Consider the following 22832-nt stretch of genomic DNA (forward strand, 5'->3'; position numbering starts at 1 on the left):
ACCAGCCGCGCTGATGGTGTTCGGCGTGCAGTCACGTCTGAAGTTTTTCCACCTGTCGCTGTGCGCAGGTACCCGCCGGTAACGAAACGCTTACGCGTCCGGAACCTGGGGGCGGGATTTCGCCCGCTAGGCTGGCCTGATCGGTGATCGCCCGAGCATGCCCTCGGCCGGACATCGGTATGTGCGGCGTAAGAGCAAACGATAAGCCAGGTCCGGGGTCCAACCAACCAAGGTTGCCCTAATAATCGGATCTAGCTGGGCTTCTTCATTTCGTTCCTCCACATATGCGCGTTTTCTAGTGTAAAGCAGCTTTCGGGGGCGGATCGATCCCGGATCGCCCCTCCGAGCAGCGGCGATCCAAGGGTTGCGAGCCCTTCCCGATGCCACGCCACATCCGGCGAAACCACGCTCACCTGCATCGAAGATGAATTCCCGGCCGCGCAGGACGGCAAACCCATCAGCGTGCGGCTAACTGTCGCGCGCCTCGATGAGATGTTCGTGACAGCGTCGTGACAAGCACAGGACATGATCCGACCGTCCGGACTGTTTTTGGGTTCAACACCTCAGCACATGATCAGCAAACCTTGTATCCAGTGGTTCACGACACACTTTTCCGGCGCGATCGCGCCCCGTTCCCGTTGCGGCAGCACAAGATTCGACACCCGTACCCGCGCCGTCGGAATACGGTCCCGCGGCGGTCGTGGAATGCTGATCGGCACCCTTGTGAAGATCCCCACACCCACTCACCAAGGGTCGATCGGCAGGCGTGTGTCCTGTCACGCTGAGACAACGAATCGATGACAGCTGCAGAGGATATGAGCCCCATGAGCGTCACCGGCATGTTCATCCGGCTCGGCGGCGGACAGCCCGCCGAAACCGCCGAGGGATACGAGCGAACCGGCTACACGATCACCGGCACGGGTGTGGCGTTGTTCGCACTCGTCGCCGGCTCGGTCGCCGCCACCACCATGGGTGCCGCCGATCAACCCCCGCTCGCGGTCGCGGCGATCGGTCTGACAGCGGGGCTCCTCGCCGGCCTGCTCGGCCGGGCCCTGGCCGGGGCCGCGCCGACCGCCCGTCCCGATCTGCCGGCCGGAACCGTCAATTTTCCGGCGGTCGCCACCCGGGTCGGCATCGCCGTCCTCGCCGGCGTAGTGCTGGCCGAGATGGCGATGACCGTACTGTTCGGCGGCACCGTGGACCGGTTACTGGACGATCGTGCGGCGGCGGCAGCCGCTACGACACCGGCCGTACGCACCGCCCAGGACGAACTCGACCGGGCCGTTGCCGACCGCACCGCACTGGACGGGACCATCGCGGCGGCTACCACGGAGATCGACACCGCTCTGATCATCGCCCGATGCGAGTTCAACCCGTCTCCGCAGTGCCCGCAGACCAAGATCACCGGAGTGCCCGGCCGCGGACCGGAGGCCCAGACCGCGAACGACATGCTCGACGACGCGCGAACCGCACTCGGCGCCGCGCAGAACCGCGTCGCCCCGATCGACCAGCGCGTAACCGACGCCCGCCTGGCCCTGCACAACGCGCGGGCAGCGATCGCAGACGGCGATCGCGGGTTCGGCGCTCGGTGGTCGGCGGCGCACGACTACACCACCGGGCACTGGGAAGCACTGGCCTTGCGGCTGCTCACCTGGGCGGTCTTCGCCCTGTTGGCACTGCTGCCGCTGGTTCTGCGCCGGTGGCGCGGTGAAACAGCACAGGAGCGGCGCCGGGCCGCCGAAACCGTCCGAGACCGCGCCGAACGCGCCGCGGACGCCGCGATCGCCGAGAAGGAGGCCGCGGTCCGGGCCGATACTGCGGCCCTCCGGGCCGAACAGCAGCTGACCGCCGCCAAGCTCGCGGCCGAAGCCGATACCACTATCGACCGGGAGCGGCAGCGCACCCGGGTCATCGCCGCGCTCGGCAGCCTGGAGATCGGAGTCACCGAACGCGACCCAGATTCCGCGCTGCTGCCACCGGCCGGAAACAACGCACTGCCGCCGGGGGCCGGGAAATCCGATATGCCGGTGCCCCTCGGCAAAGAGGTCGCGGTCCGGGAGCCGGCGGGTCTGGAGCTTCCACTCATCGGCACCGTCCCCTTCACCGATACCGCTGCGCGCTGGATCCGCCCGTTCGTCCCGGGTTTCATCAGCTCGGCCATCGATACCGCCATCGATACCGCGAGCCAGCCGCTGCGCACCGCACGCCATGTGCTCACCGAAGCCGAAGAGATCACCTTCACGCTGCGCCGGGCACGAAAGGTCACTGTCGACAGCGATATCGGCGGCCCCCGCACGGTCCGGGAAACCTCCATTCGTGGCCGCGAGGGTCCAGTGGCCGCCGAAATCACCCTCGATTCCGACGCCATCGTCTCCGCCACGACCCATCTGGAACCGGCGACCACGGCCGCGCTGCCCGCGGGCAGCGCACGGACGGAGTCCGGTCCCCGCGCCCTGCCCCCGGGCAGCTGATCGCCGCGCGACCGACCCCGGCTGTTCATCGCACCACTGCGATCCACCGCACCGGTCGGACGCACCGGCGCACTGCTCCGGCCGGGCGCTGACTTCGATGGGCTTCACCCGCCTGCGCCCATTAGACTCGGCCGCGTGCAGCCTGCCGCTGATACGGCCGGTTCCGTCGGGGCGGGAAGATATCCGGAAGAACGACCCCAGACAGCGACGGTTCCGATCCGCCCGCTGAGTTTCCGGGAACTGCTCGACGCGCCGTTCGCCTTGTTGCAGGCCGATATCCGCATCCTGGCTGGATGCGCCGCGGTCCTGCTGGTGGCCGGGGAACTGGTGGTCGCCGGTTCGATCGGGTCGGTCTCCCACCTCACCGGTGGTTCGGATGCGGGAACCGCCCTCGCCGCGCTGTTCGCGACCCTCGCCGCCGCCTGGTTCGTCCGGCTCACCCTGCGCGGTGTCACGGTCGCCGTCGGCCTGGCCCGGGCCGGACAGATGCCGATCGGACTGCGGGAGAGCCTGCGCCGGAGCAGCGCGCGGCTGGGTCCGCTGCTACTGACCCAGCTGCAGTTCACCGCGATCGGGATCGCGGTGCCGAGTATCAGCGGACTGTTCTTCCCGCTCACTTTTCTCGGTGGTCTGCTGTGGTTCCTGATCACCTACCCCTGCTGCCTGCTCTGGCTCGCCTGGCTACGGGCACGTCATCTCGCGGCCGTCCCGGTGGTGTTCGCCGAGGACGCGGGTGCCGCTGCGGCGTTTGCCCGATCGGGGCTGCTGGTCGGGAATCTGCGTATCCGGCGAGCCGGGCTCTGGATCTGCCAGCGACTGCTGTTCACGCTGCTCGTGGCACCGCTGCTGGGCCTTCTACTGTTCGTCGGTGATATCTCCGGCACCCACCGGTGGGCATTCCTCGTACTGGTCACCACCGCCGGGCTTCTGCTGGCCGCTTTCGCCGAAATCGTGGAGTCCAGCGCCCGAGTCGTCGGCTACCTGGATCTGCGCTGCCGCCGTGAGGGCATCGATATCCGGATCCCCGCACCCGCCGGAGTCCGCCGATGACCGATCCCGACCGGACCGTCCCGGAACCACCCGGTCTCGATGCGGCAGCTGTACACGGGAGTGCCGCCGAATACGCTGCCACGCGGGGCGATTTCGACACCGCGCTACGCGAACGCTTCCGCGCGGTGATGCGGGGCATGGAACAGCGCGGGCTGCTCGAGGTACGCCGATCGCGGACCGCCCGGGAGACCTCGCACGAGGCAGCGTCGAGCCTGCCCATCGAACATTCCGGCGAACTCCCCGCCGCCGCTCACGCTTTCGACGAAGTCGTCTACGGCGGCCGCCGCGCGAGCGAGGACGAATACCGTCGGCTGACGCAAGCCGACCGGTACTCGACCGCTGCACCGCCCCCGGCACCCGAGCCGGTGGATATCGAATCCGATTCGCGCGGGTCCCGGCCGCGGCGAGGGGCCGGGCAATGGCCCGGGCTCCTGCGCGACCCCCGGTTCTGGGGTGGAGTCGCCGCGCTGGCCCTGACCCTGCTGGTGCTGTATGCGGTACTACAGGGCTGCACCGGCCCCAGCGCACCACGCCCGCCGGACGCGCCGCCTATCGATCCGCCCCCGATGAACCCACCGCCCGATTACGACCCCGACCTCCCCCGGCCCACCGGTGGCGATTCCGTTTTCGACCGCGCCCCGGACCGGCTCGCCTTCGGCGGTCTGCAGTTCCTGATCGCCGGAGCCCTGCTGGTGTGGTGGCGGGCGCGGCGGCGGGGCACGGTGGTGGGTGAACCCCGGCCGGTGGAGGTCGCGGCCGATGAACTGTTGTCCGGGCAGGCGGGCCTCTACCGCCGGTCCGGCGATTACCCGCATATCGCGGGTGTGTTGCGTGCCGCGACCGTGCGCAGACTGCGTCGCACACTCGGCACCGGAGCCGCCCCGGAGGAACTGGCGGCCTCGGTCGCCGCCCGTATCGGTGCCGACCCGGGCGTCGTCGGCACGGCGCTCTACGGGCCGGTGCCCGACGGGAGAACCTTGGAACTCGTTGCCGCGCAACTCGAATGGATCGAAGCGGAGGTCGGATGACCAGCATTGACACCGGTAAGGCAGACACGGGAGATTCCGAGGCTCGCACCGCGGCCGAGGCGGCCGCCGCGTTCGCGGCCCTGCGCGCCGAGATCGGCAAGGCGGTGGTGGGTAACGACAACGCCGTCATGTATCTCGTACTGGCGTTGCTGTGCCGCGGACATGTCCTGCTGGAGGGGGTTCCGGGCGTCGCGAAGACACTGCTCGTCCGCGCCCTGGCCACCTCGCTGGATCTACAGCACAGCCGGGTGCAGTTCACCCCGGACCTGATGCCGGCCGATGTCACCGGGTCGCAGATCTACGATCCGCATTCGGCCGAGTTCACCTTCCGCAGTGGCCCGGTGTTCACGAACCTGCTCCTGGCCGACGAGATCAACCGCACCCCACCGAAAACCCAATCGGCGCTGTTGGAATCCATGGAAGAGCGGCAGGTTTCGGTCGACGGTCGCCCCCGGCCCCTGCCCGACCCGTTCGTCGTGGTCGCCACCCAGAACCCGATCGAGCAGGAGGGCACCTACCCGCTGCCCGAGGCGCAATTGGATCGGTTCCTGTTCAAGGTCGATATCCATCTCCCCGACCGAGATGACGAATTCCGCGTATTGCAGCGGCATGCCGAAGGTTTCGATCCCCGCGACCTCGCCGCGGCGGGGCTACGGCCGGTCGCCGGCCCGGCGCATATCGCGGCGGCCCGGGCGGCCGTAGCCGGAATCACCATCCGCCCCGAGGTGCTGGCCTACATTGTCGATCTGTGCCGCGCCACCCGGACCGTCCCGGCCGTCCAACACGGCGCGTCCACTCGCGGCGCGACCGCACTCATGTCCGCGTCTCGCGCGCTGGCCTGGTTGAACGGGCGGGGTTTCGTCACACCCGACGATGTGAAAACGGTTGCCGTGGCGGCCTTGCGGCACCGGCTGCGACTACGTCCAGAAGCAGAACTGGACGGGGTGACCGGGGAACAGGTCATGGCTTCGCTGCTGGTCTCGATCCCGGTCCCGGTGTAGACCGTGGTCGTCACCGGCCGACTGGTCGCTGTCGCGGCCGCGGCGGCGACGGTGGTGATGCTGCTGGTTCCGTCCTGGATCGGAGTATCGGCGGCCACCGCGATGATCCTCGTGCTCGCCGGCGCCGACCGGCTGCTGGCCGCCCGTGCCGACCAAGTCGCGTTGCACCGGCCGGAGTTGTCGGTGCTGCGCCTCGGTGCCGGCACCGAGGTCGAGTTGGCGGTGACCAATACCGGACCGCGAACGCTGCGGGGTCTGGTCTGGGACGATTGGCCGGCCAGCGCCCACGCCACCGAGCGCGAACACCGCATCACCGTTCCCGTGTCCGGCCGGATCCGGCTGTACACGACCCTCACTCCCGGCTATCGCGGCGACCGCGCTGCCGGCCCCGTGACGTTGCGCCTGTTCGGACCGCTGGGTCTGGCCGGACACCAGTTCCGCCGCACCGTCCCCGCCCGGGTCCGAGCCCTCCCTCCTTTCCGGAGCGAACGACTGCTCGCCGCCAAGGTGCAGCGACTGCAACATCTGGAGGGCCGCAATCTGGCCGATCGACGCGGTCCGGGAACCGAATTCGATTCGTTTCGCGAGTACGTACCGGGTGACGACGTCCGCACCATCGACTGGCGGGCCACCGCGCGAGCCAACGATGTACTCGTCCGCACCTGGCGCCCGGAACGCAACCGCCAGGTACTGATGCTTCTCGACACCGGCCGGATCAGCGCGGGCCGGGTCGGCGAGGGGACCCGGCTGGAAACGGCGATCGAGGCGGCGCTGCTGCTCGGCAGTCTGGCCGCTGCCGGCGGCGATATGGTCGGCCTGCTCGCCTACGATCGTGCGGTGCGCGCCGAAGTCCGTATCGGAGTCGGTCGCGGTATCCAGCCCAAACTCATGCATGCCCTGGCCGGGGTCACGCCCGCATTGGTCGACACCGATGCCGAGGGATCGGTCCGAGCGGCGATCCAGCGCGTCCGTCGACGCAGTTTGATCGTCTGGTTCACCAGCCTGGACGGTGCTGCGGTAACCGAGAACCTAGTGCCGGTGCTACCCGTTCTGGCCGAACGTCACCGCGTGCTGATCGTCTCGGTCACCGATCCGGATATCGCCGCCTCGGCGACCGAGCGTGGCGACCTGCGGGGGCTGTACCGGGCCGCTGCCGCCGAGTCCAGGATCGCCGAGCAGGCGGTGCTGCAGGAAAAGCTGCGCCGGATGGGAATCGCGGTGGTCGCGGCAGCGGGAGCGGATCTGCCCGCGGCCCTGGCGGACGAATACCTGGAACTCAAACAGTCCGGCGCACTCTGATCTCCGGGCGGACCGCCTCAGGACAGGGCGGTGAACCCGACAGATGGGAACGCGAACGGCCCCGGAGGTGCGGGCGGCGGAAGTGCGCGCCGCTGACGCTCGGCGATCACACTGCCCAGGATCTGCACGGGTGGATAGCCGGCCGGCGGGGCGATTCGCAACCGGTCGCACACCGCGGAGACGAGCGCATTCCCGAGTTCGTACTGTGCGCCCGGTGTCAGCGCGTCGATCCGCGTCAGATACTGCCGCACAGCCAAGGCGAGATCCTCAGGGAAAGCGGTGAGATCCAGTTCGGCGGACCAGCCGGTCAGCCAGGCCGGCGGTACGGCCAGCGCGGGTACCGAGAGCCGCTGCTGGATATGCACCACCACAGTTCCCGCGAGTACATCGCCCACCCGGCGCGCGTGTGGTGAACACATCGAACTCGCCACAGCGATCACGCCGAAGAGCCCGAGCATCCAGAAATCCACGATCGCACCGGTGAGGCCTCGGGTCAGCGCGTGCCGGAAATCGACCGGGCCACCGTCGGCGCGCACCACGCGCAAGCCGAGGGCCAGTTTGCCCGGTGTGGCGCCGCGCAGCAGTGTCTCGAACGCGACCGGGTAGCCGACGAGCACGGTAACCAGCGAAATCAACATCAGGGTGGTGAACCACGGGTTGGAGTCGTTTCCGTTGACCAGCAGCAGCGCACCGGCGAACATCGCGATCCCGAGCACGGCTTGCACCATGAGGTCGAGCACGAACGCTGCCGCGCGGGTCGGGATGCGGGCGACCGGCAGCTCGATCGCTACAGCTTCGCCCGTCGTGAATTCGGCCATATCGCATAGCATTCTTCCACGGCGACCGGTTTTCCGACCCTGTAGTCGGTGGCGCGGGGTCCGGGCCGCCACCGGCTCGCCGAGCACGAGCCACGACTGTTGTCGCACTCGGCAGAGCTCGGCGAGCACCGACGCCGCGATACGCGACGGCGGTACAGGCGGGAGCGGGAGGCGAGCCCATGGACGTGGACGCATACAGCGCGAGGCACCGGCACGCCTGGGCCAGATTGGACGTGTTGTCGCGTAAGCGCACACTCACCGGCGCCGAGGCCGACGAACTGGTGTTGTTGTATCGGCGCACCTCACAGCAGCTGGCCCGGTTGCAGACGCACAGTCCCGAGCCCGAATTGGTGGCCGGGCTCGGCGCGGTGATCGCCCGCGCCCGCGGCAGGATCGTGGGCAGCGCGCCGAACACCTGGACCGAGATCGTCCGTTTCTTCACGCATGGGTTTCCCGGCGCGGTGTATCGCGCCCTCGGCTGGTGGCTGAGCGTCGCGGTGGCGTTCCTGGGTGTCTCGACCGGGATCGCGGCCTGGATCACCGACAATCCGGCGGCCCGCGAAACTCTTGGGGTTCAAGGAAACACCGGTGCTCTGACCGCGCCCGGCGGCGCCTTCGAGACCTACTACACCGAGCATTCCAACGACGCGTTCGCCGCATTGGTCTGGACCAACAATGCCTGGGTAGCGGCGCTGGCCCTCTTCCTGGGCGTATTCATCGTGCCTGTGGTCTACCTACTTTTCATGAACGCCCTGAATATCGGCGTCACAGCAGGTTTGATGGCCGAAGCCGGACGACTGGACTCGTTCTTCGGCTTCCTGCTGCCACACGGGATGCTGGAGCTGACAGCCATTTTCATCGCAGGCGGCGCGGGGCTGAAACTCGGCTGGACCCTCATCGATCCGGGCCGGCTGAGCCGTGCCGAGGCCGTGGCCCGGCAAGGACGCGCCACCGCGGCGATTGCCCTCGGCCTGGTGCCGACTTTACTGGTAGCGGGGCTGTTGGAAGGATTCGTGACCCCGAGCGCCCTGCCCACCCCCGCCCGGATCGCGATCGGATTGCTCGCCGAAACAGCCTTCCTCACTTATATCTTCACCGCCGGACGCCGGGCGGCACGCCCGGCGGGTGCGAGAAAAGCAGTGGCAGAGGGCTCGCATCTTGTGCAATAACAGATAGACAACCCCGAGCACACAACGCTCGACCTCAATTTGTGAGGTTGCAGCAACGTGAGTCGAATGACCTGTGTGAATCCCCCGATTGAATTCCGCTGGCCGCAGCGAGTCGCCGCTCTAGCTGCGGCCAGCGTTACCGTTTACTCTACACAATCGTTACCCCTACGCAACCCGTTGCGGCTGAGGTCACAGGTACGCGTCGGGGTGCGGCAAACTTCCAGACACCCCCCAGGATGACCTATCCCAGCTAACTTTCAGCAGGCACCAGCAGGCTTGCAATGGTGCTTTCATTTGCAAGTACATTTGGTTTTTACTGGTCACGGACATATCCGTAACCATGGTTACGCGTAATCGATTTCGGGCCCGTCCCGATGCTCGCTCGAACCGCCGTTAACTCGGCCAACCCGGCGGCAACCAGCACATTCGCGCGTCGTTAACACGGTTGCCGAACGGCCGGCACGGATGAAAAATACCCAGGGTTTGTTTAGCGCGGCCAAACCCGCCACACCCCCCGAACAGGAGCCCCACAGACACCTCGCGGTAGTTAACCAAGGCGGTTCCAGGACGTGAACTGGGTCACCGATGCCGCCGACTTAGGCAAACCTCAGCAGCGTCGCCGCAACCGGAAAGTTTTTGTGTGACCTTGGTCTCATTCAGGCATACCAAAAGGGAGACCGACTGTTCACAGCGGGCAGCGCAGGCGAAAAACTCCACGCCGGCCCGGCCACAATCCCCCGGCCACAATCCCCCGGCCACAGCCGACCGGAACGCCGACCGGGCCACCGAATGACACGAAAAAGGGGCCGAAATGACGATCACGCCTGGCGTAACCACCGTTCCGACCCCGGAAAAGCGAGCAGGGATCACATGAGCGCGCCGCCATCGACCCGGATCTCGGTACCCGTGATGTAGCGGCCGTCGTCGGAACCCACCATCGCGATCACCCCGGCTATGTCCTCCGGATTCCCCAGCGCGCCGCCGTTGAGCCATCCGGTCAGCCGGGCGAACAGGGTCCAGTCCGCATCCTCGGGTTGGTCGGTGATGGATTCGGTGGTGATCCCGCTCGTGATACCGGCCGGGACGATATTGACCGCCCGCAATCCCTGCTTCGCGTACTCCAGGCCGATCGCATGGGTGAAGGAGGCCACGCCGCCTTTCGACGCGGCGTAGGCGGCCAGATACGGGGCCGCCTGGAAGGCCGACGTGGACGACAGGTTGATCACCACGCCTCGGCCGGATTCCAGCAGTGGGGGCAACAGCGCCTGGGTCATCAGGAAAGTACCCGTCAGATTGACGTTGATGACCCGGTTCCACTCGTCCAACGGCATCTCGTGTGTTCGCGCCGGTTTCAGGATCCCCGCGCAGTTGACGAGTACGTCCAGCCCGCCCAGCGTCCGCAACGCGGTATCGGCAGCCGCGCGCACGGATTCGATATCGGCGATGTTCACCACCACAGTGCTGATCCGGTCGGCCGCGTCACCAGCTTTGTCCACCGTGCCGGCCAGACCGGATTCATTGATATCGGCGGCGACGAGCTGGGCACCCTCGTCCAGCAGCCGCAGGGCCACACCCTGCCCGATTCCCGAACCCGCACCTGTCACCAGCACTCGACGGCCTTCATATCTCCGCATGGCATGAATTAGAACAGGTTCGAATAGAGAGTCAACGGGTTCGATGGATTTTGCGGCAGCTTTCTGTAACACGTTCTACGTGTGAAACCTGCGGAGACGAATCCACCGTGACCACCGACACACCGAACGTTGCCTTCACGGCCAGCCGGCCGATCGCGAACCCGGGAAACAGAAGAAGCCGTGGATCACAATGATCCACGGCTTCTTCTCGGTGGGCGAAGGGGGACTTGAACCCCCACGTCCCGAAGGACACTGGCACCTGAAGCCAGCGCGTCTGCCATTCCGCCACTCGCCCGAGCGACGGAAAGACACTAACACGGAGATGTCCGGGCGAAGAAATCACGTGGTCACAGCCCTGCGGAAAGCGCTACTGACCTGGACTCGGGAGCAAAATATCCGGTCCAAGGGAACTACGGCACGGTTCCGGTAGTTACAGGTATAGCCGAACGTGGATATCATGCAGAGAACGTGCTCGTAGTGCGACACGCCGTATTCGCGTGTCGTCGCAAAGAATGAGGAGAGACTCACCGAAGGGAGGGCCCACATGGGGATCGTCTCGCGTTTCGAGCGTCGCCTACAGGGCGCCGTCGGTGACGTCTTCGCCAGAGTCTTCGGCGGGAACGTCGTCCCCCAGGAAGTCGAGGCAGCGCTGCAGCGTGAGGCCACCGACAACGTCCGGGATGTCGGCGGCGGGCATCTGCTCGCACCCAACAGTTACGTGATCACCATCAACTCGTCGGACCACCGGCAGCTGGACGCCGATCACGACGTCACCACCCGCGCTTTCGCCAAACATCTGCAGGATTACATCCGTGATCAAGGCTGGCAGACCTATGGCGAAGTGCACGTGGCGTTCGAGGCATCCCCTACGCTGCACACCGGAATGTTCAGGACGAGCGGTCGCGTCGACCCCGACGCGAACCGCGGAGCTGCACCGGCTCGCCGCCCGGAACCGCTACAACGACCCGCTAACCCGCAACCAGGAGCTGGCCCCATGACGCAGAACTCTGGCTACGACCCGAGCCGTGAGCACGCGGAGTCCGATCCACGCAATCGCGGGTACGCTCCCGGACCCGCGGGACGCGGGCCGCAGAACGGCGCGTACCCCGAGGACTACGGTCCCGGCGCGCCCTACAACGGCAGCCAGGACTACCAGAGCGGCTACGACTACCAGCAGGGCGGCGCGGCCTACGACCAGCAGGGCTACGGCGCCCAGCAGGGTGGTTACGACCAGCAGGCCTACGGTCAGCAGCCCGGGTACGACCAGCAGGGCTACGCACAACAGCCCGGCTACGACCAGGGGTACGACCAGCAGGGCTACGCACAACAGCCCGGCTACGACCAGGGGTACGCACAGCAACCCGGTTACGACCAGCAGGGGTACGACCAGCAGGGCTACGCACAACAGCCCGGCTACGACCAGCAGCAGGGCTACGACCAACAGCAGGGCTACGCACAGCAACCCGGGTACGACCAGCAGGGGTACGCCCAGCAGCCCGGCTACGACCAGGGGTACGACCAGGGCTACGCACAGCAGCCCGGTTACGACCAGGGGTACGACCAGCAGGCCTACGGTCAGCAGCAGGGCCAGGGCTATCCGCCGCAGGCCGGCCAGCCGGCGGGCTACGGCGCACCTGCCGGATACGCGCCGGCGGCCGGGCCCGGTTTCTCCGCGACACTCGCGCTCGACGACGGCAGCGGGCGGACCTACCAACTGAGGGAAGGCAGCAACATCATCGGCCGCGGCCAGGATGCGCATTTCCGGCTGCCCGATACCGGCGTCTCCCGACGGCATATCGAGGTGCGCTGGGACGGCCAGACCGCGATGCTGTCCGACCTCGGATCCACGAACGGCACGCTGGTGAACGGCTCCCCCGTACAGGATTGGCAACTCGCCGACGGCGACGTGATCCGTGCCGGGCACTCCGAGATCCTCATCCGTATTGTCTGATGCCGTAGGCTCGCCGTGCGGATCACGAGGCGCCTCTCGCATAATGGGGCGGCCTAATCGTGATCTGTCTCGCCCGACGGCCCTATGATGTGCCAACACACGCGCGGCACCGCACAGCGGTCCGCCGGGACGAGCATCGCAGTGGGGTGGGTCGCACCACGCCTACGGCACCGACACACGGTCGAACAGGAGGTGGAGCGCCGTGCAGGGATTGATCTTGCAGCTGACCCGTGCCGGGTTCCTCCTGCTGCTGTGGCTGTTCGTCTGGGCAATCCTGCGTACCCTCCGCAGTGATATCTACGCGGCTTCCGGCAAACGACTTCAGACCCGGGGACCGCGTGGTTCCACGGTGCTGCCGTCCATGCGCCGAGGCCAGAAGGGCGCCAAACATCTTGTGGTGACTCAAGGTTCTCTCGCCGGTACCCGCATAACGCTCGGTACCCAACCGGTGCTGATCGGCCGTGCGGACGATTCCACGCTGGTGCTCACCGATGACTATGCCTCCACCCGGCACGCCCGGCTGTCCCTACGCGGTGACGACTGGTATGTCGAAGACCTCGGCTCGACCAACGGTACCTACCTCGACCGTGCCAAAGTCACCACCGCAGTCCGCGTTCCGCTCGGCACTCCTGTCCGGGTCGGCAAGACAGTGATCGAGCTCCGATCGTGACACTTGTTCTCCGCTACGCAGCGCGCAGCGACCGCGGCCTCGTCCGCGCCAACAACGAAGATTCCGTCTACGCCGGCGCCCGCCTGCTGGCCCTTGCCGATGGCATGGGCGGCCACGCGGCCGGCGAAGTGGCGTCGCAACTGATGATCGCCGCCTTGGCGCATCTCGACGACGACGAACCCGGCGAGGATCTACTCGGCAAACTGAACCGGGCCACCCACGCCGGTAATTCCGCGATCGCCGAACAGGTCGAGGAAGAACCCGAACTCGACGGTATGGGCACCACGCTCACCGCCATCCTGTTCGCCGGCAAAAAACTCGGCATGGTCCATATCGGCGACTCGCGCGCCTATATGCTGCGCGACGCCGAGCTGGCCCAGATCACCCGCGACGACACGTTCGTCCAGTCGCTGGTAGACGAAGGCCGGATCACCGCGGAACAGGCTCATACGCATCCGCAGCGGTCGCTGATCATGCGCGCGCTCACGGGTAACGAGATCGAGCCGACACTGGTCATGCGCGAAGCCCGGGCCGGGGACCGCTATCTGCTGTGCTCGGACGGCCTGTCCGACGTCGTCAGCGACGAGACCATCGCGAACACCATGCGCGAGGGCAGCACCGACGAATGCGCCGACCGGCTCATCGAGCTCGCTCTGCGCAGCGGCGGGCCTGACAACGTGACCGTCGTCGTCGCCGACGTCATCGACCTCGATTACGGACAGAGCCATCCGATCGTCGCGGGCGCCGCATCCGGTGAGGCGGAGGACAATCCGCCACCGAACACCGCTGCGGGCCGTGCCGCCGCCATGCGCCCACCGGCCGCCGCCCCCCGGCGCGCCGCCGAACCCGAGCCGCAGCCGAAGAAGTCCCATAAACTCCGCTGGCTGCTGCTGGCGGTCTCTCTCGTCCTCGCGGTCGTGGTCGGTCTGGCCGTCGGCTACAAGATGATCCGGACCAATTACTACGTCGGCGCGGACAACGACAGCGTCGTGGTCATGCAGGGACTGCCCGGATCGATCCTCGGTTACTCGATCCACGAGGTGAACCTCGTCGGCTGCGTCACCACCAAGGGCGAACTCAGCCTCGTCGACAGCGGCGCCGCACTGCCGCAGAACTGCCGAGTCCTGAAGGTCAGCGATCTGGAACAGACCGGGCGTGACCAGGTCGAGCGCGGGTTACCGCCCGGCACCCTGGACAAGGCCCGCGAACAGATGGCCGTACTGGCCGACCGCGAACTGCTGCCGGTGTGCAAGAAGAACGCCTCGGCCGCTCAGCCGGGCGTGGTCACCACCACTCCCGCACCGGCTCCCGCTCCGGCCCCGGTCGTCCCGACCCCCGCCGAGGCGGCTCCCGCCCCGGCTACCCAGGCACCCGCGCCCGGTGAGAACCCGGCGCCGCCCGCACCACCGACCACCACCGTCCCGGCTCCGACGACCACCGCTCAGCCCCAGATCGCGGGGGAGAACTGCCGGGTGACGGACTGATGTCCGCACCGGCACCACCGTCCGCCGGGGCTTTTCCGAGCCCCCCGGGCGGTTTCGCTCCGGCGCCGTCGCCGACGACCCGGCGCAATACCGAGCTCGTGCTGCTCGGATTCGCGGCACTGATCACCACCGCCGCACTGGCACTGGTGGAAGCGAGCCAGGAAGAATCGCTGACCTGGGATATCGCGAAACTCGGTCTGGCCTATCTCGGCCTCTTCGCCGTCGCGCACCTGGCGGTGCGCCGCTTCGCGCCCTACACCGATCCCCTGCTGCTGCCGATCGTGGCGCTGCTCAACGGAATAGGCCTGGTACTGATCCACCGGCTCGATCTGGCCGATCAGCAGACCGCCGCATACAACTCGTGGGAAATCCCCTCCCCCGATGCGAACCAGCAGATCCTGTGGACCGCACTGGGTATCGTGCTGTTCGTCGGAATCCTGGTCGTACTGCGCGACTACCGGACCTTGGCCAAATACGCCTACACCCTCGGACTGGTCGGGCTGGTGGCCCTCGCGATCCCGGCGATCCTGCCCAGTTCGCTCTCCGAGGTCAACGGCGCCAAGATCTGGATCCGGTTGCCCGGGCTCAGCCTGCAGCCCGGCGAATTCGCGAAGATCCTGCTGATCATCTTCTTCGCCTCGGTGCTCGTCTCGAAACGTGAGCTTTTCACCGCGGCCGGTCGGCACTTCCTCGGCATGGAATTCCCGCGCGCCCGCGATATGGGTCCGATCCTGGCCGTGTGGATCGTGTGTATCGGCGTCCTGGTGTTCGAGAAAGACCTCGGCACCTCCCTGCTGATCTTCAGCACGGTGCTGGTGATGCTCTACATCGCCACCGAGCGGGTCGGCTGGCTGCTGATCGGCGGCGGGCTGCTCGCCCTCGGTTTCGTCTTCGCCTACCAGATGTTCGGGCATGTGCGCGTGCGAGTGGAGACCTGGCTGCACCCGTTCGACGACTACAACAACACCGGCTACCAGATCGTGCAGTCGCTGTTCGGCCTGGCGACCGGTGGGCTGGCGGGCACCGGTCTGGGTGCGGGACGGCCGTCGCAGGTGCCGTTCGCCAAAACGGACTTCATCGTGACGACAATCGGTGAAGAACTCGGTCTCATCGGCCTGACCGCGATCCTGATCCTGTTCCTGGTGCTCGTGCTGCGCGGAATGCGCACCGCCCTGGCGATCCGGGACAGTTTCGGTAAATTGCTCGCCGCCGGTTTGTCGTTCACCATCGCCATCCAGGTCTTCGTGGTCGTGGGCGGGGTGACGAAACTGATTCCGCTCACCGGTCTCACCACGCCGTTCGTCTCCTACGGCGGTTCTTCGCTGCTCGCGAACTATGTCCTGATCGCCGTGCTCATCAAGATCTCCGACGCGGCTCGCGAACCCGCGCCGGCCCGCCGCCGGGAACCTGCCCCCGCGCCGTTGGCCGAAGCCCAGACAGTGATGGTGTCGCGACGGCAAGGGGGTCTTCCGCGTTGAACACACCATTACGCAGGGTGGCCATGGCGGTCATGGCGATGATCGTCGCACTGCTGCTCAACGCCACCTATGTGCAGGTCATCAAGGCCGACGACTACCGGGCCGATCCGCGCAACTCCCGGGTGTTGCTCGACGAGTACTCCCGACAGCGCGGCCAGATCTCCGCCGGCGGCGCCGTGTTGGCCAGTTCCCTGTCCACCGACGACCGCTACAAATACCTGCGCGTCTACCCCACCGATCCGCAGGCCTATGCGCCGGTGACCGGGTTCTACTCCATGCAGTACGGCAGCACCGGACTGGAACGGGCCGAGGATCCGGTGCTCAACGGCTCGGATGGGCAGCTGTTCGGCAGTCGTTTGATCGACCTGGTCTCCGGTCGCGATCCCCGCGGCGGCAATGTCGTCACCACGATCGACCCGGCGATGCAGCAGGTCGCCTACAACGAACTCACCAGCAAGGGCTACACCGGCTCGGTAGTGGCGATCGAACCCAGCACCGGCAAGATCCTGACCATGGTGTCCACGCCCAGCTACGACCCGAACCTGTTGTCCGGGCACGACGGCGCCCAGGGCACGCAGGCCTGGGAAGATCTGAGCGCCGACGAGAACCAGCCGATGATCAACCGGGCGATCTCGCAGACCTACCCGCCGGGATCCACATTCAAAGTGGTCGTCACGGCCGCCGCGCTGTCGAACGGGAAGGCGAATCCGCAGTCCCAGTTCACCGCGGCGCCCAACATCACCCTGCCGGGCACCAGCACGACCCTGGAGAACTACAACGGCTCCACCTGCGGCTCCGGCGCCACCGCCAGCCTCTATGAGGCGTTCCGGCGTTCGTGCAACACCGCGTTCGTGGAGCTCGGGGTCGATGTCGGAGCGGCCGCGCTGGAAGACGAGGCCGCCGCGTTCGGGATCGGACCGCACCGCGGTATCCCGATGCCGGTCGCCGAGAGCACCGTGGGCAGTATCCCGGACAACGCCGCACTCGCGCAGAGCAGCATCGGTCAACGTGATGTCGCGCTCACCCCGCTCGACAACGCCGTTATCGCCGCTACCGTGGCCAACGGCGGTGTCCGGATGGAGCCCTACCTGGTCGACCAGCTACAGAATCCGGACTTGAGCGAACTGTCCACCACCGAGCCGGTCTCGGTCGGTCAGGCGGTGAGCGCGGAGGTAGCCTCTACGCTGACCGACCTGATGGTCGCCTCGGAGGAGAACACCGCGGGCAGCGGCGGAACGTCCTATCGGATCGCGTCGAAGACCGGTACGGCCGAACACGGCGCTGATCCGCGGAACACACCACCGCATGCCTGGTACATAGCCTTCGCCCCCGCCGAAAACCCGAAGATCGCCATCGCGGTCATCGTGGAGAACGGCGGTGACCGGGCGCTGGCGGCAACAGGTGGGTCGGTCGCCGCGCCGGTCGCCCGTGCGGTGCTGGACGCAGGTCTGCGAGGTCGCTGAACGAGATGGATGTGCGAATGATTCTGCGGGGAACCCGATGCTGACAAACGGCGCTTTGATCGCAGACCGCTACCGGCTGCAGCGGCTCATCGCCACCGGTGGGATGGGTCAGGTCTGGGAAGCCCTGGACACCCGGCTGGATCGCCGGGTGGCGGTCAAGGTCCTCAAGTCCGAGTTCTCGGCGGATCCGACCTTCCGGCACCGGTTCCGCACCGAAGCCAAGACCACCGCGATCCTGAACCATTCCGGTATCGCGGGCATCTACGACTACGGCGAAACCTATGACCCCCAGGGTGGCGAGACGGCCTATCTGGTGATGGAGCTCGTTCAGGGCGAACCGCTCAACACCGTGCTGAACCGGCTCGGCCGCCTGTCGGTGGCCCAGGGCTTGGACATGCTGGAACAGACCGCTCGCGCACTACAGGTAGCGCATCTGGCCGGTGTGGTGCACCGCGATGTGAAACCGGGGAATATCCTGGTCACTCCGACCGGACAGGTGAAGATCACCGATTTCGGTATCGCCAAGGCCGTGGATGCCTCACCGGTCACCAAAACCGGCATGGTGATGGGCACGGCGCAGTACATCGCACCCGAGCAGGCGGTCGGTGAGGACGCCACCGCGGCCAGCGATGTGTATTCCCTCGGTGTCGTCGGATACGAGGCCCTCGCGGGCCAGCGCCCGTTCACCGGTGACGGCGCGCTGACCGTGGCGATGAAGCATGTCCGCGACGTGCCGCCGCCGATGCCCACCGATCTTCCGTCCAATGTGCGGGAACTGATCGAGATCACTCTGGCCAAGGACCCGTCCCAGCGGTATGCCGACGGTGGCGAATTCGCCGAGGCGGTCGCTACGGTGCGCTCCGGCCGCCGGCCACCCCCGCCCCGCAATCTCGCCGCGGCCGGGCCCACCGGTGTGATCGCGGCGCCGCTACCGGGTTACGACGAGACCGCGACCGTGCGCTACAACACCCCGCCCGCCGCGATGACCGGGCCGGCAACCGCGATGGACCGCGGCGCGCACGACCCCGGTGACGGCGGGTACCACGACGGCACGGGCGGCATTCTCAACAAGAACCAGAAGTGGATGATCGCGTTGGGTGTCGGCGCGCTGCTGCTCGGCGGCGCCGTGCTGTGGCTGCTGTTCGGTGGTGACACCGACCCGGCCGGGACCCCACCGGGCACCTCATCGACGGCGCCCACCACCCGTCCGCTTCCGCCGCCGGTGACCACCACCTACGAGGTGACCGAACCGCCGGTGTGGACGCCTACCCCGGAGAACACCACCACCCCACCGCCGGCCACCACCACGACGACACCGCCGCCGGCGACCACCACGACCACCCAGCCCCCCACCACGACATCGGCCGCTCCGAGCACCACCGAGACAACGGCCAGCGAACAGACCAGCGACGAGGAAGAGGAGACCACCACCCGTCGTCGCCCGCCGGTTGTTATACCCGATGTTCCCTTCCCGACAGTCGGGAACCAGACCCACCTCATCGAGCCGGCCGATAATCCGCAAGGACAGCCATGACAACCCCGAAGAATCTCTCCTCTCGCTACGAGCTGGGCGAGATCATCGGGTTCGGCGGAATGTCCGAAGTCCACAAAGCCCGCGATCTGCGGCTCAACCGCGATGTCGCGATCAAGGTGCTGCGCGCCGATCTGGCCCGCGACCCCACGTTCTATCTGCGCTTCAAGCGTGAGGCGCAGAACGCCGCGGCGCTGAACCATCCGGCGATCGTCGCGGTCTACGACACCGGTGAGGCCGAGATCGACGGCGGGCCACTGCCCTTCATCGTGATGGAGTACGTGGAGGGCGATACGCTGCGCGATATCGTGCGCAACGAAGGCCCGATCGCGCCCCGGCGCGCGATGGAGGTCGTCGCCGATGTGTGCGCGGCGCTCGATTTCAGCCATAAGGCCGGGATCGTGCACCGCGATATGAAGCCCGCCAACATCATGATCAACCGTGCCGGTGCGGTGAAGGTGATGGATTTCGGTATCGCCCGCGCCATCGCGGACGCCGCCAACCCGATGACGGCCACCGCGGCCGTCATCGGCACAGCTCAGTATCTGTCGCCCGAGCAGGCGCGCGGCGAGACAGTGGACGCCCGCTCCGATGTCTACTCCGTCGGCTGCGTGCTGTTCGAGATCCTCACCGGGCAGCCCCCGTTCACCGGTGATTCGCCTGTCGCAGTCGCCTATCAGCACGTCCGGGAAGATCCCCGGTTACCTTCGCTCGTCTACGAGGGCGTGCCGCGGGAGCTGGATTCGATAGTCCTCGAGGCCATGGCCAAGAATCCGGCGAACCGTTATCAGAGCGCCGCGGAAATGCGCGCGGATCTGATCCGGGTACTGGGTGGGCAGAAACCCGGCGCGCCGATGGTGATGACCGATGAGGACCGCACCACCATGCTCGGCCCCGCGGACGGCGCCGGTCGAGGCTATCGCCGCGGCGAAGAAGACGACGATTACGACTACGGCGACGGGTCCGAAGGTCGTTCCCGCCGCACGGCATACATTGCGGTCGGTGTGGTCACCGCGGTGGTGGCGGCATTCGGACTTTTCTGGATGCTGATCGGCCCGGGTAGCCGCCCCGATCAGGTGGCAGTTCCGGATCTGTCGAACACCACCGCGAGCGAAGCCCAGCAGAAGCTCGTTTCGCTCGGCTTCGATATCGCCGTCCAGGAGAAACCCGACGGCAAGATCGGTGCCGGCAATGTGATCGCCACCCAGCCGCTGGGCGGCTCGCGGGCCGACGAGGGCAGCACCATCACCGTGCAGGTCTCCACCGGACCGCAGCAGGTGCCGGTGCCCCGGCTCACCGGCTTGTCCCAGCAGGACGCCGAACAGGAACTCAACAACGCCGGTCTACAGGTCGACTCCGCCGTCAAACGGGAGCCGTCCAGCACGCAGGACAAAGACAAGGTGATCGGCCAGGACCCTTCGCCCGGTATCGAGATGGACGCCGGCAGCCAGATCACCCTGACCATCGGCACCGGCCCCAAGCAGATCCGGGTCTCGGATGTGGTCGGTCAGCTGATCGATGTGGCGCAGCCGAATCTCGAAGGTGCCGGGTTCAAGATCGTGGTCGAGCAGGTTCAGTCCGCACGACCGCGCGGCGAGGTGCTGTCCACCAGCCCCGCCGGTGGTTCGACCGCCGATGAGGGGTCGACGGTCACAGTCCAGGTGGCGCAGAGCGATCGGATCTCGATGCCGAATCTGGTGGGCCTGACTGCCGCCGAGGTCGTGGACAAGCTGCGGGAAAGCGGCTGGCAGGGCAGCGCGAACCAGGTCCGGCAGATCACGCAGATCACCCTGAACTCCGACCAGTCCGGCAAGGTGCTCAGCCAGCAGCCCTCCGCCGGAACAACGGTGCCGTCTTCGGCGACAGTGACGGTGAATACCGGCGTACTTCCGCTGGGACCGCCCTGATCCATCGCCGGGTCTGCCCGGCGAGCTGAAACAACCGGGCGGCCGTGAATCGGCCGCCCGGTCTCGTTTCATCAGACGGCCAGGGACGCGACCTCTGCCTCCAGCATCTGCACCAGCCCCTCTTCGGGGCGCTCGCCGCAGACCTCCAGCCAGTTGGCCAGCATCCGGTGGCCGCCCTGGGTGAGCACCGATTCCGGATGGAACTGCACACCGTGGATGGGTAGCTCGTGGTGGCGCAGAGCCATGACGATCCCGCTCTCGGTGCGACCGATGACGTCGAATTCGGGTGGCAACGTCTTCTCCACCACGGTCAGCGAGTGGTAGCGGGTCGCAGTGAACGGATCGGGCAGCCCGGCCAGTACTCCGGTGCCGATATGGAACACCGAGCTGGTCTTACCGTGTAGGAGCTCCGGTGCCCGGGTCACCGTGGCGCCGAAGGCCGCGCCGATGGCCTGGTGCCCGAGGCATACGCCCAGCAGCGGAGTGGTGCGGTCGGCGCAGGCGCGTACCAGGTCGATACTGGCGCCCGCCCGTTCCGGGGTGCCGGGGCCGGGGCTGATCAGGATTCCGTCGAAATCGCCCGCCACTGCCGAGGGGTCCGCCAACTCCTGGTCGTCGTTGCGCCAGACCACTGCCTCGACGCCCAGCTGGCCCAGATATTGGACCAGGTTGAACACGAAGCTGTCGTAGTTGTCGACGACCAGTACACGCATGCCCAAAGATTACGTGCTCACCCGCCGGAACACCCAGGCCCGGCCTGCGATTGCGCTGTGTCCGGTGAGCCGGGCACCCGTACTCCAGCTCTGCCCGGATCTGCCGAGCCCGTCGCGCCACCTCGCTCGCCACGCGCGAATACGGGCGCCCACCTGCCCGGTCCGTGCGGTTCGGCCGCTGGGCAGCAGTCCGATTACCTGGTGGGATAGCCTTGGAACACGACCTGCACGCTGAACACGAGGACATCATGCCCAAGTCGAAGGTCCGGAAGAAGACCGACTACACGATCAACCCCGCCAGCCGTACGCCGGTGAAGGTGAAAGCAGTCGGTCCATCGCCTGTCTGGTACGTCACCATCATGCTCGGCTTCATGCTCGCGGGCCTGGTATGGCTGCTGGTCTACTACCTCGCGGCCGACCAGATCAGCTGGATGAGCAACCTCAATGCCTGGAACTTCCTGATCGGATTCGGGCTGATGGTGGTCGGTTTGATCATGACCATGCGGTGGCGCTGACAGCATCCCGCCCGGGATTACACCGGTGTAATTAATGCACACCTGTGGATAAAGCTGTGGATAACTCTCGATACGGAATGGGAGGACACCGCGTGCAGTCCGAGCGCACTGAACCGCGTCTTGCCTGGACAACCCCCTTACCCGCGTTGCTCGCGGCGGCCGGGGGTGGTGTGGTCCTGGCAGTAGGGGCGGTGCTGACGACCGAGGTGCCCGGTAAATTCCTGCTCGGGGTGGCCGCCGTGGTGCTCGTCGGGCTCGCTGCGCTCGGATTGCGGCAGCGCCCGCGGCTGTCGGTGGTGCCCGGCGAGAACCCGCTGCTGGTACTGCGCACACTCACCGGTGTCACCGAGTACACCCGTGATCAGATCCTACGTGCCCGGGTGGTGGGCTATCGCCGGCTCGGCCGGAAATCGCCGATGCTGGAGATCGACGTGGATCATCTCGGGTCCGAACGACTGCTGATCTTCGGCCGCTGGGATCTCGGATCGAGCCCCGAAGACGTCTATGACACCCTCCGCACCCAACTGCGGTTGCGCGGAAGCTCCGCGCGCTGAGCGATCCGGGCCCGGGCTCCGGCTCCGCGCCGGCATGTTTCACGTAAAACATGTTTCCGGTGGGGCTGAACCGCGAATGGTTGCGAGAAAGCTTGG

The 22832-nt window shown here is 66.9% G+C and carries 18 protein-coding genes and 1 tRNA gene; 15 read left to right on the plus strand and 4 right to left on the minus strand.

Annotated elements, in window-relative coordinates:
• Positions 1 to 797: 797 nt before the first annotated feature.
• The 5 genes from OG405_RS25480 (at position 798) to OG405_RS25500 (ending at position 6849) form a co-directional block, all read left to right on the plus strand.
• Entirely contained in the window at positions 798 to 2471 is a 1674-nt protein-coding gene (locus OG405_RS25480; RefSeq protein WP_327148944.1) for a DUF4407 domain-containing protein, read from the plus strand.
• 135 nt (positions 2472 to 2606) lie between these two features.
• On the plus strand, positions 2607 to 3521 hold the full coding sequence (locus OG405_RS25485; RefSeq protein WP_327148945.1) for a hypothetical protein: 915 nt from the start codon (positions 2607 to 2609) through the stop codon (positions 3519 to 3521).
• Positions 3518 to 4549, plus strand: coding sequence for a DUF4129 domain-containing protein (locus tag OG405_RS25490; RefSeq protein WP_327148946.1), 1032 nt, complete (start codon positions 3518 to 3520; stop codon positions 4547 to 4549). Before OG405_RS25485 ends, OG405_RS25490 begins: the two co-directional genes overlap by 4 nt.
• Positions 4546 to 5550, plus strand: coding sequence for an AAA family ATPase (locus OG405_RS25495; protein WP_327148947.1), 1005 nt, complete (start codon positions 4546 to 4548; stop codon positions 5548 to 5550). Before OG405_RS25490 ends, OG405_RS25495 begins: the two co-directional genes overlap by 4 nt.
• A gap of 3 nt (positions 5551 to 5553) precedes the next feature.
• Positions 5554 to 6849, plus strand: coding sequence for a DUF58 domain-containing protein (locus OG405_RS25500; RefSeq protein WP_327148948.1), 1296 nt, complete (start codon positions 5554 to 5556; stop codon positions 6847 to 6849).
• Between the two features lie 17 nt (positions 6850 to 6866).
• On the opposite strand, the gene OG405_RS25505 is transcribed toward OG405_RS25500, so the two are convergent.
• Entirely contained in the window at positions 6867 to 7667 is an 801-nt protein-coding gene (locus OG405_RS25505; protein WP_327148949.1) for an RDD family protein, read from the minus strand.
• Between the two features lie 179 nt (positions 7668 to 7846).
• On the opposite strand from OG405_RS25505, the gene OG405_RS25510 reads away from it, so the two are divergent.
• The gene (locus OG405_RS25510; protein ID WP_327148950.1) at positions 7847 to 8836 is read left to right on the plus strand and encodes a stage II sporulation protein M; all 990 of its coding nucleotides are present in this window, start codon (positions 7847 to 7849) and stop codon (positions 8834 to 8836) included.
• Between the two features lie 866 nt (positions 8837 to 9702).
• Here the strand turns inward: OG405_RS25510 and OG405_RS25515 are convergent.
• Both OG405_RS25515 and OG405_RS25520 read right to left on the minus strand, forming a co-directional pair.
• Positions 9703 to 10470: an SDR family NAD(P)-dependent oxidoreductase gene (locus OG405_RS25515; protein ID WP_327148951.1), complete on the minus strand. Its 768-nt coding sequence runs from the start codon at positions 10468 to 10470 to the stop codon at positions 9703 to 9705.
• A gap of 212 nt (positions 10471 to 10682) precedes the next feature.
• Positions 10683 to 10765, minus strand: a tRNA-Leu gene (locus OG405_RS25520).
• A gap of 249 nt (positions 10766 to 11014) precedes the next feature.
• Here OG405_RS25520 and OG405_RS25525 point away from each other — a divergent pair.
• The 7 genes from OG405_RS25525 (at position 11015) to pknB (ending at position 20954) form a co-directional block, all read left to right on the plus strand.
• Complete coding sequence (locus OG405_RS25525; protein WP_327148952.1) at positions 11015 to 12421, plus strand: FhaA domain-containing protein; 1407 nt, start codon at positions 11015 to 11017, stop codon at positions 12419 to 12421.
• Positions 12422 to 12623: 202 nt separating this feature from the next.
• On the plus strand, positions 12624 to 13091 hold the full coding sequence (locus OG405_RS25530; protein ID WP_327148953.1) for an FHA domain-containing protein FhaB/FipA: 468 nt from the start codon (positions 12624 to 12626) through the stop codon (positions 13089 to 13091).
• Positions 13088 to 14575 (plus strand): PP2C family protein-serine/threonine phosphatase, encoded by a 1488-nt coding sequence (locus tag OG405_RS25535; RefSeq protein ID WP_327148954.1) that lies wholly within the window; start codon positions 13088 to 13090, stop codon positions 14573 to 14575. Before OG405_RS25530 ends, OG405_RS25535 begins: the two co-directional genes overlap by 4 nt.
• Entirely contained in the window at positions 14575 to 16053 is a 1479-nt protein-coding gene (locus OG405_RS25540) for an FtsW/RodA/SpoVE family cell cycle protein (protein ID WP_327148955.1), read from the plus strand. The genes OG405_RS25535 and OG405_RS25540 overlap by 1 nt, the downstream gene beginning before the upstream one ends.
• Positions 16050 to 17516, plus strand: coding sequence for a peptidoglycan D,D-transpeptidase FtsI family protein (locus tag OG405_RS25545; protein ID WP_327148956.1), 1467 nt, complete (start codon positions 16050 to 16052; stop codon positions 17514 to 17516). The genes OG405_RS25540 and OG405_RS25545 overlap by 4 nt, the downstream gene beginning before the upstream one ends.
• A gap of 37 nt (positions 17517 to 17553) precedes the next feature.
• Positions 17554 to 19050 (plus strand): serine/threonine-protein kinase, encoded by a 1497-nt coding sequence (locus tag OG405_RS25550; protein ID WP_327148957.1) that lies wholly within the window; start codon positions 17554 to 17556, stop codon positions 19048 to 19050.
• Entirely contained in the window at positions 19047 to 20954 is a 1908-nt protein-coding gene (gene pknB / locus OG405_RS25555; protein ID WP_327148958.1) for a Stk1 family PASTA domain-containing Ser/Thr kinase, read from the plus strand. Before OG405_RS25550 ends, pknB begins: the two co-directional genes overlap by 4 nt.
• A 71-nt stretch (positions 20955 to 21025) precedes the next feature.
• On the opposite strand, the gene OG405_RS25560 is transcribed toward pknB, so the two are convergent.
• A complete protein-coding gene (locus tag OG405_RS25560) occupies positions 21026 to 21667 on the minus strand; it encodes an aminodeoxychorismate/anthranilate synthase component II (protein ID WP_327148959.1) in 642 nt (213 codons plus the stop codon).
• 248 nt (positions 21668 to 21915) lie between these two features.
• Here OG405_RS25560 and crgA point away from each other — a divergent pair, with 248 nt between their 5' ends.
• Entirely contained in the window at positions 21916 to 22182 is a 267-nt protein-coding gene (gene crgA / locus OG405_RS25565) for a cell division protein CrgA (RefSeq protein WP_063125759.1), read from the plus strand.
• A gap of 92 nt (positions 22183 to 22274) precedes the next feature.
• The gene (locus OG405_RS25570) at positions 22275 to 22736 is read left to right on the plus strand and encodes a PH domain-containing protein (protein WP_327148960.1); all 462 of its coding nucleotides are present in this window, start codon (positions 22275 to 22277) and stop codon (positions 22734 to 22736) included.
• Positions 22737 to 22832: the final 96 nt, after the last annotated feature.

Source organism: Nocardia sp. NBC_01329 (assembly GCF_035956715.1).
Classification (GTDB): domain Bacteria; phylum Actinomycetota; class Actinomycetes; order Mycobacteriales; family Mycobacteriaceae; genus Nocardia.